The organism is Streptomyces sp. NPDC048389 (assembly GCF_040706335.1).
GTDB lineage: Bacteria > Actinomycetota > Actinomycetes > Streptomycetales > Streptomycetaceae > Streptomyces.
On sequence record NZ_JBEZKP010000093.1, the window covers coordinates 1 to 12,322 of the forward strand.

A 12,322-nucleotide genomic window follows, 5' to 3' on the forward strand; every position below is an offset into this window, starting at 1 on the left:
AAGCGTCGCAACTCGCGCGAAGCGCGGTGAGGAAAGCAGTCCCGGACACGACCACCGGAGCGGCACCCGGACGCCAGGCGGACAGGACCGGGCCAAGTCCGGCAACGTCACTCCGGCCCACCGGGTCCCGCCCGGACGCGCGGCAACCGGACGCCAGGCGGACAGGACTGGGCAAGTCCCGGGAACGCACCCCGGGCCCCGCCAGGCCCCGCACGGGGACGTGACCGGGCCAGCCCCGGCAACGTCACCCCGGCCCACCGGGCCCCGCCCGGACGCCGAGCGACACGGACCGGGCCACACCCGGGAACGCACGCCGGGCCCCGTACGGGGACGTGACCGGACCGGGCCACACCCGGGAACGCACGCCGGGCCCCGTACGGGGAGGTGACCGGACCGGGCCACGCTCGGCAACGTCACCCGGGTCCACCGGGCCTGCCCGGACGCGCGGGGCCCGCCCGAGGGCTACGTGCGGAGGTGGGACGCGCCGTTGAGGTCCAGGATCGTGCCCGACGACCACTCCGCCTCGGGAGACGCCAGCCACCGGACCGCCGACGCGATCTCGTCCGCCGAGGCGACCCGGCCGAAGGGGCTCTGGGCGCGGATCGCGTCGCCCTCGGGGCCGGTCAGGCGGTCCGCGACGCGTTCCGTGTCGAAGAACCCCGGGGCGACCGACGCGACGCCGATGCCATAGGGCGCGAGGGACACCGCCAGTGACTGGCCCAGCGCGTGGACCGCCGCCTTCGTCGCGCCGTACGCGGGATGGTCGGGCTCGCCCCGGAACGCCCCGCGTGAGCCGATGTTGACGATCCGGCCGCTCTTTCCGTCCGCGATCATGCGCCGCGCGGCGAGGTGGCTGAGATGCGCCGTGGCGAGCAGGTTCACGGAGACGTGCCGCTGCCACATTTCGGCCCACTCGTCGTACGGCGTCTCCGCGAGCGGGTGCCGCTCGTTGACGGCCGCGTTGTTGACGAGGATGTCGATGCCCCCGAGGCCGGCGAAGGCCCGGTCGGCGACGCCGGCCGCCCCCGGCGCGTCGGTGAGGTCGCCACTCACCAGCACATGTCCCGTCCCGGGCAGCGCGTCGAGGGTGCGGCGGGCGTCGTCCTCACGGGTGCCGTAGTGCACGGCGACCCGGTCGCCGTTCACGGCGAAGGCGTGGGCGACGGCGCGGCCGAGTCCCCGGGACGCTCCGGTGATCAGGACGCGGCGTCCGGTGCTGGGCAGATTCATGACAGCGACGGCCTCTTCCGTTGTCGTGCGGCGTTCACGTGCCGTTTATACGCGGCCAGGAAGGTGTGGCACACAGCACCCCGCCCGGACGCGCCCTTCGGGAGGAAGGCGCCGAGGACTCCGCGCTCACCGGCGGGCATGGCTCTCACCGGGGCCGTCGGCGCGCTCGCCCCGACCCCGCCGGCCGCGCTGTCGGCAGCGGCCGTACGTGCCCGACCGCCCGTAACGCGCTGAACGTGGGGCCGGGGAGGACCCCGGTCCCAGCGAGTTCAGCGGTGCCGTGTTGCCGCCGACGGCCAATATCCTGTGGGTCAGTGTTTGGGCACCGTGCGTCATGTCGCGATCGCCGGGCCGTGGAAGCGCCACGGAAACCGGCCCTGACGGATCCACTGCGAAGCATCAGGGCGTGGCGTGGTGCGGGGCCGGGGGCGCATACTGAGGGCAATGACAAAGTCAGCCGGTTCCCGGCGCCACCTGCCGTCCAGCCCCTTCAACCGTCCGTCCCTGGAAGAGCCGCCGATCGAGTGTTACGAAGCGGGCGACAGGGTGTCCCACGACCAGTTCGGTCTGGGGAGAGTCCTCGCTGTGGAGGGGGACAACGCTGCTGTGCTTGTCGACTTCTCCGGCAGGCAGGGCCGCATCCTCAGTCCGTTTTCCAAACTGGCCAAACTCTGAGAACGTCCCGTTTGAACAGTCCCTCCGCCGGGGGCGCCCGCCACAACCGTGACGGGCGCCCCCGGCGGACCTCTTTTCAGAGCGCCTGTGCGGCGGGCTTGACCATGCCGCGCACGGTGCGCGACTTCACGAAGTCGCCCATTGCGGTCATCTCCCACTCGCCGGAGAACTGCTTGATCAGCTTGGCCATGATCACACCGGTCTGCGGTTCGGCGCCGGTGAGGTCGAAGCGGACCAGCTCCTCGCCCGTGGTGGCGTCGATGAGACGGCAGTACGCCTTGGCGACCTCGGTGAACTTCTGGCCGGAGAAGGAGTTGACCGTGAAGACCAGGCCCGTCGCGTCCGCCGGCAGCCGGCCGAGGTCCACGACGATGACCTCGTCGTCGCCCGCCCCCTCGCCGGTGAGATTGTCGCCCGAGTGCTTGATGGAGCCGCCCAGGATGGTCAGCTTTCCGAAGTAGCAGCTGTCCAGGTGGTTGCGGCTCGGGCCGTAGGCGATGACCGAGGCGTCGAGGTCGATGTCCTTGCCGCGGAAGGCGGGCTCCCAGCCGAGGCCCATCTTGACCTGGGAGAGCAGCGGACGGCCGCCCTTGACCAGGGAGACCGTCTGGTTCTTCTGCAGGTTCACCCGGCCCTTGTCCAGGTTGATCTTGCCCGTGGCGGCCGGAGCGGCGGCCGGGGCCGCCGGGGGAGCGGCGGGCGGCGGCGGGGCGGAGACCGTCCGCGGGTCGGTGGGCGGCGCGGCGGTGACGGGAGGGGCGGCCGGGGCGGCGGCGGGCTCCTCGTCGACGGAGACACCGAAGTCCGTGGCGATGCCCGCCAGGCCGTTCGCGTAGCCCTGGCCGACCGCACGGGCCTTCCACGCGCCGTTGCGCAGATAGACCTCGACGACGACCAGTGCGGTCTCGGAGCCGAGCTGCGGCGGGGTGAAGGTGGCGATCGCACTGCCGTCGTCACTGTTGCGGATGGTGGCCGTGGGCTCGACGCCCTGGAAGGTGCGGCCCGCCGCGTCCGGGCTGGCCGTCACGACGATCCTCTCGATACCGGGCGGCACGGCCGCGGTGTCGATCAGGATCGCGTCGGGTGCCGTGCCGCCGCCGGAGCGGTAGGTGACGCCCGGGCCCTGGGGCTGGTTGTAGAAGATGAAGTCGTCGTCGGAGCGCACCTTGCCGTCGGCGGTGAGCAGCAGGCCCGATACGTCGAGCCGCACCGGAGCGGCGACGTCCACCGCCACGCGCGCGGTGGTCAGAGGGATGTTCGAGCCGGGGGTCATAGCTGTCATGACTGGGGTAACGAGCGAGTCCGCTTTACCGTTCCCTTACTCTTGTCACCTGTTGCGGGGATGATTTCGCGCCAGGCGCTCATTGCCGAATTTGTACGCCCCGGTCCACCGTGCCATCACCAGTTGGGCGTCCCCCGACTCGACCTCTCCGAGGAACTTCTTTGCGCGTGCGCCGCGCAGCGTCCCCGCCGTGCGGCCGCGGTGGGTGATGGTGACCGTGCCGTCGCCGAGCTGTGTGCAACCGAACCCGAAGGGTTTCGCCATGGCCGCCGTCTTCGCGGCCGGGTGACCGTACGGCACGTGGTTTTCGCCGGAGGGCGGTGCGCCGGGGAGGGTGCGCGCGGGCCGGGAGGCGGGGTCGTCAGTGCGGCCACCGCGGCGGGTCGGTGGTGAAGTGGCCGCCGAGGTGGGCGTGGGCCGGGTTCCGGGGGTCGAGTTCGCCGTGCTCGGCGAGGAGCTTCGCCGCGTACTGCTCGGAGTCGTCCTGCGGTTCGTAGCCGAGCGCCCGTGCGCCGGTCAGGTCCCACCACAGCCGGGTGTTGGCCGAGGAGCCGTAGACGATGGAGTGGCCGACGTCCTCGGCGGTCAGGGCGGCGTGGAAGAGCCGGGCGCCGTCGCCGGGGCTCATCCAGACGGAGAGCATCCGCACCGAGGTGGGTTCCGTGAAGCAGGAGCCGATACGGACGGACACGGTCTCAAGTCCGTGCCGGTCCCAGTACAGCTGCGCCAGGTCCTCGCCGAAGCACTTGGAGAGGCCGTAGAGGGTGTCGGGCCGGTGGCGGGTCTCCACCGGGATCAGGTCCCCGGGGGCGATGGGCGCTTCGCCGTCCGGACGCGGGACGAAGCCGACGGCGTGGTTGCTGGAGGCGAAGACCACCCGCCGCACGCCCTCCTCACGTGCGGCCTCGTACAGGTTGTACGTCCCCTCGATGTTGGCGCGGAGGATCTTGTCGAACGATGCCTCCAGCGAGATGCCCGCGAGGTGGATGATCGCGTCGACTCCCCGTACGGCCTCGCGCAGGGCGGTCCGATCGGCGAGGTCGGCGGTGATCGCGTCCGGCTCGCCCTCGACGGGGACGGCGTCGAAGAGCCGGAGGTCGTGGCCGTACGCGGGCAGCAGAGCGCGCATCAGGGTGCCGAGTCCGCCGGCTGCGCCGGTGAGCAGAACGGAACGGGCAGCGGGCATGGGTGGATCCCCTCGAAATGCTCAGGTCCATAGATGGCATTCACATGCATGGACACGCTAAGGAGCGGTCCCGTCGGCGTCAAGTGTCCTGTGCATCGGTCGGCTCCGCACCTGAGATGCGGGTTTCCGTCTTGACCCCTGCGAGGTGGCTGCCATAACGTGGCCGAAGTTCAGAGGTGTGGACATCGATCGTCATCGTGCACGGGCTCGATGTCCGGGGCACGGCCCCAGGGAGCGCCCGTGACCTCAGTTCCGCTCGCAGCCCGGCTCACCCGGGCCCAGGGACCACTGTTCTTCCCCGTCACCGCGTACGGGCCTGACGGCGGTCTCGACCTCGAAGCCTTCCACGCGCGTGTACGAGGGGGCGTCGCCGCCGCCTTCGCCCCGGACATCGCCCTCGCCTTCCACCGGGTGCTCGGCGCCGGCGACGACAAGACGGTGAACCGTCTCCTCGACGGCTTCTTCGTGCCGCTCGTCGCGCTCCGCGACGAAGGCCGGCGATACGCCGTGTCGCTCGTCAAGGCGGGCGTACGGCTCGGAGGTCTGGCCGTGGGCTGTGTGCGGCCACCGCTGACCGAACCCGCCGACCGGCACATCGAGGCGCCGCCGGCGCTGATCGAGAAGGGCCGGGCGCTGCTGAAGGAGGGCATGTGAAGGCCGCCGCCTTCCTGTACCCGTGGGACGTCGTGGGCGACCCGGACGCGGCCGCCCGTATCGCGGACCTCGGTGTACGACAGGTCACCCTCGCCTCCGCCTACCACTCCACACGCGCCCTGACGCCGCGTCACCCACGCCACCGGATCGTCACCGCCGAGCACGCCGCGGTGCTCTACCCGCCCGGTGCGGCCCGCTGGGCGGGACGCGAGCTGCGGCCGTACGCGGCGGGGGAGTGGGCGCCGGGCGACGCCTACGGCGAGGCGGCGGCCGCGCTGGAGGCCGCCGGGCTCGACGTCCACAGCTGGGTCGTGCTCGCGCACAACTCCCGTATGGGCGCCGAGCACCCGGCCACCTCGGTCGTCAACGCCTACGGCGACCGCTACCCCTGGGCGCCCTGCGTCGCACAGCCCGCGGTGCGGGAGTACCTGGTGTCACTCGCGGCGGAGGCGGCGGTCCGGCCGGGGGCGCGCGGCACGGAGCTGGAGTCCTGCGGTTGGTACGGCGCGGCCCATCTGCACGCCCATGACAAGATCGCGGGCGTCGCTCTCGACGACGCGGCGCAGTACCTGATGTCCCTCTGCTTCTGCCCGGCCTGCCGGGAGGGGTACCGGACCCGGGACGTGGACCCCGGCCGGCTCGCGGCTTCGGTGCGCGACGCGCTGGAACCGGTCTGGCACGGGCACGGCGCGCCCGTGCGGCCGCTCGAAGGGCACCTGGCAAAGGCGGTACTGGAGTTCCGTACGCGCACGGCCCGCACGCTCCAGGAGGCGGCGGTCGCTGCGGTGCGGGCCGCGGCCCCGGAGGGCTTCCAGGTGCTGTTGCACGCGGACCCCGAGGCCCACCACTGCGGCGCGAACGCCGGTGTGGACCCCGCGCACATCCTGTCGGTCGCCGACGGCGTGGTCGTGCCGTGTGCGGGCGGGCCGCAGCTGCTGGAGCCGTTCGCGGCGCACGCGACGGACCGGACGGTGCTCGCCGCGAACTTCACGGTCGTGACCGGCATGGGCGGCGCACCCGCGGCGTTCGCGGCGGCGGCCGCGAAGGCCGCCTCCCTCGGCGCGACGGAGCTGCGCCTCTACCACGCGGGCCTGGCCTCGGACGCGGACCTGGCCCTGCTCCGCCCCGCCCTGCCGTAGCCCCTGCGCACCGTCGTTCGCCGTCGCGCCGCAGCCGTCGCCGTCGTCCCGGGGGCCGCCCGGGGCGACGGGCCGGCCCCTACTCGAGCGCCGCCTCCATCATCCGCTGAGCCACCGGCGCGGCCAGTCCGTTGCCGCTGACCTCCGAGCGCTCCGCGCCCGAGTCCTCTATCAGCACCGCGACGGCGACCTCCTTTCCGGTGCCCGGGTCCTTGGCGTACGAGGTGAACCAGGCGTACGGCGTCCTGCTGTTGTTCTCGCCGTGCTGGGCGGTGCCCGTCTTGCCGCCGACCTCCAGCCCGGGGATCCGCGCGTTCGATCCCGTACCCTCCTCGACCACCGTCACCATCGCGCTGCGCAGCTGCTCGGCGGTGCCCGGCGACATGATCCGTTTCGAGCCGGCGCCGTCGTAGGACTCGAGCGTGTCGCCGTCCGCGGAGACCACCTCGGAGACCATGTGCGGTGACACCAGGAGGCCGTCTCCCGCGATGGCCGCCGACACCAGGGACATCTGCAGCACGGTCGCGGTCACATCGAACTGGCCGATCCCCGTCAGCGCGGTGGACGACGCGTTCATCCCGGACGGGTAGACACTCGCGGAGGCCCGGACCGGCACATCCTGCTTCTCGTCGTTGAAGCCGAACTTCTCCGCCGTCGCCCGCAGTTTGTCCTGTCCGAGGTCGACGGCCATCTTGCCGAAGACGTTGTTGCACGAGTACTGGAGCGCGGTCCTGATCGTGGCGTTCTCGCAGGGCGCGGACGGGTTCTCGTTCTCCAGGTCGGTGACCGTGCCCGGCAGCCGGTACGGGTCGGGGCTGTCGGTCCGCTCGTCGACGGACCGGTACAGGCCGTCCTCCAGCGCGGCGGCCGCCACGACCAGCTTGAATGTCGAGCCCGGCGGCAGCGGCTGCCGCAGCGCCCGGTTGAGCAGCGGCTTGTCCTCGTCGTCGAGCAGCTTCCGCCAGGCGTCGCCGTCCGCCGTCCCGCTGATCTTCGACGGGTCGTACGACGGGGTGCTGACCATGGCGAGGATCTCCCCGGTCTTCGGGTCGACGGCGACGGCGGCTCCCTTGTCGTCGCCGAGCGCCTCGAAGCCGGCCTTCTGGACCGCGGGGTCGATCGTCGTCACCACGTCACCCGGGTCCTGCTGCTCGCGGGTGAGCGTGTCGAGCGGGTTCTTCAGCCGGAGGTCGGTGCCGTCGAGGACGCCGGAGTAGATGCCCTCGAGCTGGGTCGCCCCGTACGCCTGCGAGCTGTATCCGGTGACAGCCGCGTACAGCGGGCCGTCGGTGTAGCTGCGCTTGTAGGCCAGGTCGCCTCCCTGCGTCCTCTTCGAGCCGGTGACCGCAGAACCGGCCACGACGATGTCGCCGAGCGGCTGCGCGTACTGCGCGATCACGTTCCGCCGGTTGTGGTCGTTGTCCGCGAGGGCCGTCGTCTCGTACGCCTGCACCCAGGTCGCCCGCACCAGAAGCGCGAGGACCAGCAGCAGACTGAAGACGGCGGCACGTCTGATCGTCTTGTTCATCCCGCATGAGGGACGAGCGGCGGGCCGCGGGCCGTTCCCGTACGCCCGTTTTCTCAGGACTTCCTCATCCGCCCCGTCAAGCGGCAGAGGGCCCCGGTCGCTCCCCGGTCAGCGGGGCGAGACGAATCCCGATTCGTACGCCGCGATCACCGCCTGGGTGCGGTCCCGTGCCCCGGTCTTGGCGAGCACCGCCGCGACGTGGGTCTTCGTCGTCGCCGGGCCCACGCCCATCCGGCCGGCGATCTCCGCGTTGGTCAGCCCGGTGGCCATCAGCCGCAGGACCTCCGCCTCCCGCTCGGTCAGCCGTGCCGCCCACCGCGGCGCGGCAGAGGGCCGGCTGCGGCCGTACGCGGCGGCGAGTGAGCGCACGGCCGACGGGAACAGCAGCGAGTCGCTGCGGGCGACCAGCCGCACCGCCTGCACCAGCTCCTCGGCCGCCGCCCGCTTGAGCAGGAAGCCGGCCGCTCCCGCACACAGCGCGTCGTACACGTACGAGTCGTTCTCGAACGTCGTCACGACCACGATCCGCGGCGGTTCCTCCATGGTGGCGAGAATCTGCTCCGTGGCCCGGATACCGTCGACCTCCGGCATCCGGACGTCCATCAGCACCACGTCCGGCCGCACCTCCCGCACCACCGAGACGGCCTCCGCGCCCGTCGCCGCCTCGCCGACCACCTCCAGACCGGGCTCCGCGTCGAGGATCACCCGCAGCGCGGTGCGGACCATGCGCTCGTCGTCGGCGACGGCGATCCGGACCGTGCTCACCGGCGCCCCTCCAGCGGCAGCCTGGCGGACAGCCGCCAGACACCCTCGTGCGCCCCTGCCTCCGAGCGGCCACCGAGCAGTACGGCCCGCTCGGCCATGCCGCGCAGACCGCGGCCGCCTCCTGGGCGCACCACCGGGGCGCATTCGGGCAGCGGGTTCTCCATCCTGATCTCCAACCCCTCGTCTCCTGCGGCGATCCACAGTGTCACCGATGAAGCCCCGGCATGGCGAAGGGCGTTGCTCAGCCCCTCCTGGACAATCCGGTACGCCTCGCGGGAGACCGGCGCCGCCACGGCCGTGAGCGCCCCCTCCGTGTGCAGCGACACCGGGACGCCGCTGCGGGACAGCAGCCCGTCCAGCCCTTGGAGCGTCGGGCCGCCGGGACTCGCCCCGCCGTCGCCGTCCTGACGCAGCAGGCCCAGCACGGCGTCCAGTTCGCCCACCGTGCGCCGGGTGGTCTCCTCGATCGCGGCCAGCGCCTCCCGCACGAACTCGGCGTCGCCGGCCCGCTCGCTGTCCAGCACCCTGCGGGCCGCGCCCGCTTGGAGGGCGACGGCGGACAGCGCGTGACCCACCGAATCGTGCAGCTCGCGGGCGAGGCGGTTGCGCTCCGCCAGCTCCGTCGCCCGGCGCTCCGCCGCGGCGAGCCGGTCGCCCGGGGTGGGCCCCAGCAGCGCCTGCGCCTGGCGGGCCAGCAGTGCCCCGGCGGCGGCGGACACGGCCGCGAGAGCCAGCAGCATCGCGGCCCCGGTGAGCGGCGCGAGCACGGACGACCAGACGGAGGAACCGAGCCGCAGATAGCCCCGGACCCCCGGGAGGACAGGGGCGACGAGCAGCGCGACGGCGAACGGCGACACGGCGAGGGACGCACCGCTGACCAGCGCCCCGACCCCCATGTGCAGGGTGCACCAGCCCGCTGTGCGCACCCGTCCGGCCCGGGTCCGCGCATGCCCGTCGGCGAGCCGCTCGCCGGGCACCCCGCACAGTGCGCGCGCGACGCCCACCGACAGCGGCCTGGCCGTCGGGAACAGACCGGCGAGCGCCGCGAGCGGCAGAGCGACGCCGTACGCGCCGAAGGCAAGCGCCGGAGAGCGGTGCCACATGTCCTGCTCGCCCGACAGCGGACCCAGGAACACCACGCCGACCAGCCAGAACGGCATCAACAGCGCGCCGCCGAGCACCAGATGGACCCAGCGCAGTCTCGCCCGCCGGCCGAACAGCGCCCGGCCGGCGGTCCGCAGGCGCAGACCGGACACCGTCATGCGCCGCGCCTGCGCAGCAAGGAAGCCACGGCGCAGCTGAGCAGCAGACCGGAGATCATTTCCACGGCATAGGTGAGTGCCGGCAGTGCGGAGGGGCCCTGCGCACTGCCGGACTCGGGCAGGAGGGCGGCGAGCAGCATCCACCCGCCCCAGGCGCCCATCGCGCTCGCCCCGATCCAGGCCGCCGCCAGCGTCGGCCGCAACGACAGGGAGGGCCGGAGCCGCAGCGCGAGGAGAAGCACGCCGGTGACCGCGGCGGCGACGAAGCCGAGCCGGGAGACCTCCAGCAGGTAGAAGTCCGTGGTGCGCCGCGCGATCCGGTCGGCCGGGAGCGCGGCCGTCGAGCCGGTCAGCCACAGCGCGTGCACGGCGGCGGGGAAGAGCGCCAGCAACGAGCCCGCGACGGCGGTCGTCCGCACGAAGGGGCCGGTCGCCCGGGACGGCAGGTCCCACACCTTGCCTCGCAGCAGATGCCCCCAGCGGTCCCTGGCGTACAGCACGAAGAGTGTGCCGAGGGCGAGGCCCTGGAGGATGAAGCCGCCGTAGACGACGTTGAACACCCAGCCGTCGAGGAACGGCTCATCGGCCGCGTCCTGCATCCTGGTGCCGCCGAAGGCGACGCCGATCAGCTGCAACGGGAACCCGGTCATGATCGGCGCGAGCAGCCCGGTCGCCGCCCACATCGGCACGCCGAGCAGCCACGCCGGCACCCGCTGCCCCCACGGCCGGGTGAGCAGCAGCGCCAGCACGACGACGGCCGCGTCCATCAGCACGGTGACGCTGTTGGCGACAGCCATCAGCACGCGGTGGTCCAGCAGGGGACTGCCGTCGGGGATACCGACGCGGCTGCCCGCGATCCAGGTGATTTTCAGCGCGAGGTACGGCGCACAGGCCATGATCGCGACGGCGCGCAGCGCGGACCTGGCGGGAAGCTGTGGGCCGGTCTCGGCCGTGCTCGTTGTCATGCCCCCACCCTCCCGCCCACCCGCCTGCCGCACGTCATGCCCGGCGACGATCCCTCTCCGCCACGCGGGGGAGGGGACGGCCGCGGCTGGTCACCCGTGAAGCGTCATCAGGACCTCGTCGGTCTCCTCTCCCCGTGCGTTCGCGAATCCCCGGTCCCGCCCCGTCACCACGAACCCGCACTTCTCCAGCACCCGGATCGACCCCGCGTTGTCCGCGGCCGCACGGGCGTGCAGCGGCCGCGTCGGCACCTCGTCCAACAGTGCGCGCAGCGCCAGCGTCGCGATGCCGCGCCCCCAGTACGCGCGGTCGAGGACGTACGTCACCTCCCGCTCCCGCGGCGGCCCGTACACCGCGGTGTGGCCGACCACGGCGTGGTCGGCGACCACCGTCCGGATCACCGCGTCGGAGGCGCGGATGCGTGACCAGTGCGCGTCGAACGCGGCACGGTCGCTGGGGTCCTCGCTGGTGAAGGCGGCCATCCGGTTGGACTCGGGGTCGCTCATGTGCGTGAAGAAGACGGGCAGGTCGCCGTCCTGGACGTCGCGCAGTACGACGTTCATGTTCAGAGCCTCCGGGTGGCGAGAGTCAGGCGGTCACGGGCGTCGAACAGCGCGTCCTTGATCATCTGCTCGTGCGCCGGCGTGAGCCGGGCCACCGGCACCGAGCAGCTGATCGCGTCGCGCGCCGGTGTCCGGTAGGGGATGGCGATGCCGAAGCAGCGCAGGCCGAGGGTGTTCTCCTCGCGGTCCACGGCGTAGCCCTGCTCGCGGACGAGGCGCAGTTCCTCGATGAGCTTCTCGCGGTCCGTGACGGTGTGCTCCGTCAGCGGTGCGAGTGCTTCCGGCAGCAGCTTGCGCACCTGCTCGTCGCTGTACGTGGCGAGCAGCGCCTTCCCGAGCGACGTGGAGTGCGCGGGGAGCCGGCGCCCCACCCGGGTGAAGGGGCGCAGATAGTGCTGCGACTGCCGGGTCGCCAGGTACACCACGTTCGTGCCGTCGAGCCGCGCGAGGTGGATGGTCTCCGTGGTGTCGTCGGAGAGCCGGTCCAGCGTGGGCCGCGCGGCGGCCACGACCTCGTCGCCGTCGATGTACGACGTCCCCACCAGCAGGGCGCGGACCCCGATGCCGTACCTCGTCCCCGTCGCGTCCGTCTCCACCCAGCCGAGCTCCACGAGGGTGCGCAGCAGCATGTACAGGCTGGACTTGGGGTAGCCGACGGCCTCCTGGACCGCGGCGAGCGAGTGCATGCCGGGCTGCCCGGCGAAGTACTCGAGCAACTCCACCGTCCGTACCGCGGACTTGACCTGTGCTCCACCGGAATCGGCGACTGACATTGCTCTACGCCCCTTCTTGACCGCGCGGAACGCCCGGAAATAGAGTCCCCAGTAATTCACCACCAGGAACTGTGTTCAGAATACCGAACAAACCCGGTGGGTGGCAGAGACCGGAAGGAAGCCGCGGTGGCAGCAGCACCAGTCTGGAGTGTCGACCCTCGAACCGGGAAGCGGCGAGAACGGGTTGCGGTGGAGGCCACTGCGGATGAGGTGGATGTGGTGGTGCGGGCGGCGCACGCGGTCCGTGTCTCGTTGGCCGACAGGTCGGTGCGGGCGGGGTTTCTGCGGTCGGCGGCGGGGGC

The 12,322-nt window shown here is 72.4% G+C and carries 13 protein-coding genes and 1 pseudogene; 4 read left to right on the forward strand and 10 right to left on the reverse strand.

Annotated features, from left to right (window positions below; genetic code table 11):
• Window positions 1–462: 462 nt before the first annotated feature.
• A complete protein-coding gene (locus AB0903_RS33295; RefSeq protein ID WP_366708487.1) occupies window positions 463–1,230 on the reverse strand; it encodes an SDR family oxidoreductase in 768 nt (255 codons plus the stop codon).
• Window positions 1,231–1,674: 444 nt separating this feature from the next.
• Here AB0903_RS33295 and AB0903_RS33300 point away from each other — a divergent pair, with 444 nt between their 5' ends.
• On the forward strand, window positions 1,675–1,905 hold the full coding sequence (locus AB0903_RS33300) for a hypothetical protein (protein WP_264242674.1): 231 nt from the start codon (window positions 1,675–1,677) through the stop codon (window positions 1,903–1,905).
• Between the two features lie 76 nt (window positions 1,906–1,981).
• On the opposite strand, the gene AB0903_RS33305 is transcribed toward AB0903_RS33300, so the two are convergent.
• The 3 genes from AB0903_RS33305 to AB0903_RS33315 all read right to left on the reverse strand — a co-directional run bounded on the left by AB0903_RS33305 (window position 1,982) and on the right by AB0903_RS33315 (window position 4,373).
• A complete protein-coding gene (locus tag AB0903_RS33305) occupies window positions 1,982–3,187 on the reverse strand; it encodes a TerD family protein (RefSeq protein WP_366708488.1) in 1,206 nt (401 codons plus the stop codon).
• A 45-nt stretch (window positions 3,188–3,232) separates the two neighbouring features.
• Window positions 3,233–3,451, reverse strand: a complete 219-nt coding sequence (locus AB0903_RS33310) for a hypothetical protein (RefSeq protein WP_366708489.1) — start codon at window positions 3,449–3,451, stop codon at window positions 3,233–3,235.
• A gap of 97 nt (window positions 3,452–3,548) precedes the next feature.
• Entirely contained in the window at window positions 3,549–4,373 is an 825-nt protein-coding gene (locus tag AB0903_RS33315) for an NAD(P)-dependent oxidoreductase (protein WP_366708490.1), read from the reverse strand.
• A gap of 240 nt (window positions 4,374–4,613) precedes the next feature.
• Here AB0903_RS33315 and AB0903_RS33320 point away from each other — a divergent pair, with 240 nt between their 5' ends.
• Together AB0903_RS33320 and AB0903_RS33325 are read left to right on the forward strand one after the other, a co-directional pair.
• On the forward strand, window positions 4,614–5,027 hold the full coding sequence (locus AB0903_RS33320) for a hypothetical protein (RefSeq protein WP_366708491.1): 414 nt from the start codon (window positions 4,614–4,616) through the stop codon (window positions 5,025–5,027).
• Window positions 5,024–6,166 carry a hypothetical protein gene (locus tag AB0903_RS33325; RefSeq protein ID WP_366708492.1) on the forward strand — a complete coding sequence of 381 codons (1,143 nt, stop codon included), beginning with the start codon at window positions 5,024–5,026 and terminating at the stop codon, window positions 6,164–6,166. The genes AB0903_RS33320 and AB0903_RS33325 overlap by 4 nt, the downstream gene beginning before the upstream one ends.
• 79 nt (window positions 6,167–6,245) lie before the next feature.
• Here AB0903_RS33325 and AB0903_RS33330 read toward each other — a convergent pair whose 3' ends face one another.
• From AB0903_RS33330 to AB0903_RS33355, 6 genes are all read right to left on the reverse strand, one after another.
• Complete coding sequence (locus AB0903_RS33330) at window positions 6,246–7,694, reverse strand: penicillin-binding transpeptidase domain-containing protein (protein WP_366708493.1); 1,449 nt, start codon at window positions 7,692–7,694, stop codon at window positions 6,246–6,248.
• Window positions 7,695–7,802: 108 nt separating this feature from the next.
• Window positions 7,803–8,459 (reverse strand): response regulator transcription factor, encoded by a 657-nt coding sequence (locus AB0903_RS33335; RefSeq protein ID WP_366708494.1) that lies wholly within the window; start codon window positions 8,457–8,459, stop codon window positions 7,803–7,805.
• Window positions 8,456–9,721 carry a histidine kinase gene (locus AB0903_RS33340; RefSeq protein ID WP_366708495.1) on the reverse strand — a complete coding sequence of 422 codons (1,266 nt, stop codon included), beginning with the start codon at window positions 9,719–9,721 and terminating at the stop codon, window positions 8,456–8,458. Before AB0903_RS33340 ends, AB0903_RS33335 begins: the two co-directional genes overlap by 4 nt.
• Entirely contained in the window at window positions 9,718–10,686 is a 969-nt protein-coding gene (locus tag AB0903_RS33345) for a hypothetical protein (protein ID WP_366708496.1), read from the reverse strand. The genes AB0903_RS33340 and AB0903_RS33345 overlap by 4 nt, the downstream gene beginning before the upstream one ends.
• A 90-nt stretch (window positions 10,687–10,776) precedes the next feature.
• A complete protein-coding gene (locus AB0903_RS33350; protein WP_366708497.1) occupies window positions 10,777–11,247 on the reverse strand; it encodes a GNAT family N-acetyltransferase in 471 nt (156 codons plus the stop codon).
• A gap of 2 nt (window positions 11,248–11,249) precedes the next feature.
• Entirely contained in the window at window positions 11,250–12,020 is a 771-nt protein-coding gene (locus AB0903_RS33355; protein WP_366708498.1) for an IclR family transcriptional regulator, read from the reverse strand.
• Window positions 12,021–12,146: 126 nt separating this feature from the next.
• On the opposite strand from AB0903_RS33355, the pseudogene AB0903_RS33360 reads away from it, so the two are divergent.
• Window positions 12,147–12,322 (forward strand): annotated as a pseudogene (locus AB0903_RS33360) (aldehyde dehydrogenase (NADP(+))); the annotation flags it as partial.

Coding starts and splice junctions, on each gene's coding strand:
- AB0903_RS33305 (WP_366708488.1), bottom strand. CDS start 3,187: ATGACAGCTATGACCCCCGGCTCGAACATCCCTCTGACCACCGCGCGC.
- AB0903_RS33330 (WP_366708493.1), bottom strand. CDS start 7,694: ATGAACAAGACGATCAGACGTGCCGCCGTCTTCAGTCTGCTGCTGGTC.
- AB0903_RS33295 (WP_366708487.1), bottom strand. CDS start 1,230: ATGAATCTGCCCAGCACCGGACGCCGCGTCCTGATCACCGGAGCGTCC.
- AB0903_RS33315 (WP_366708490.1), bottom strand. CDS start 4,373: ATGCCCGCTGCCCGTTCCGTTCTGCTCACCGGCGCAGCCGGCGGACTC.
- AB0903_RS33300 (WP_264242674.1), top strand. CDS start 1,675: ATGACAAAGTCAGCCGGTTCCCGGCGCCACCTGCCGTCCAGCCCCTTC.
- AB0903_RS33345 (WP_366708496.1), bottom strand. CDS start 10,686: ATGACAACGAGCACGGCCGAGACCGGCCCACAGCTTCCCGCCAGGTCC.
- AB0903_RS33340 (WP_366708495.1), bottom strand. CDS start 9,721: ATGACGGTGTCCGGTCTGCGCCTGCGGACCGCCGGCCGGGCGCTGTTC.
- AB0903_RS33310 (WP_366708489.1), bottom strand. CDS start 3,451: ATGGCGAAACCCTTCGGGTTCGGTTGCACACAGCTCGGCGACGGCACG.
- AB0903_RS33350 (WP_366708497.1), bottom strand. CDS start 11,247: ATGAACGTCGTACTGCGCGACGTCCAGGACGGCGACCTGCCCGTCTTC.
- AB0903_RS33355 (WP_366708498.1), bottom strand. CDS start 12,020: ATGTCAGTCGCCGATTCCGGTGGAGCACAGGTCAAGTCCGCGGTACGG.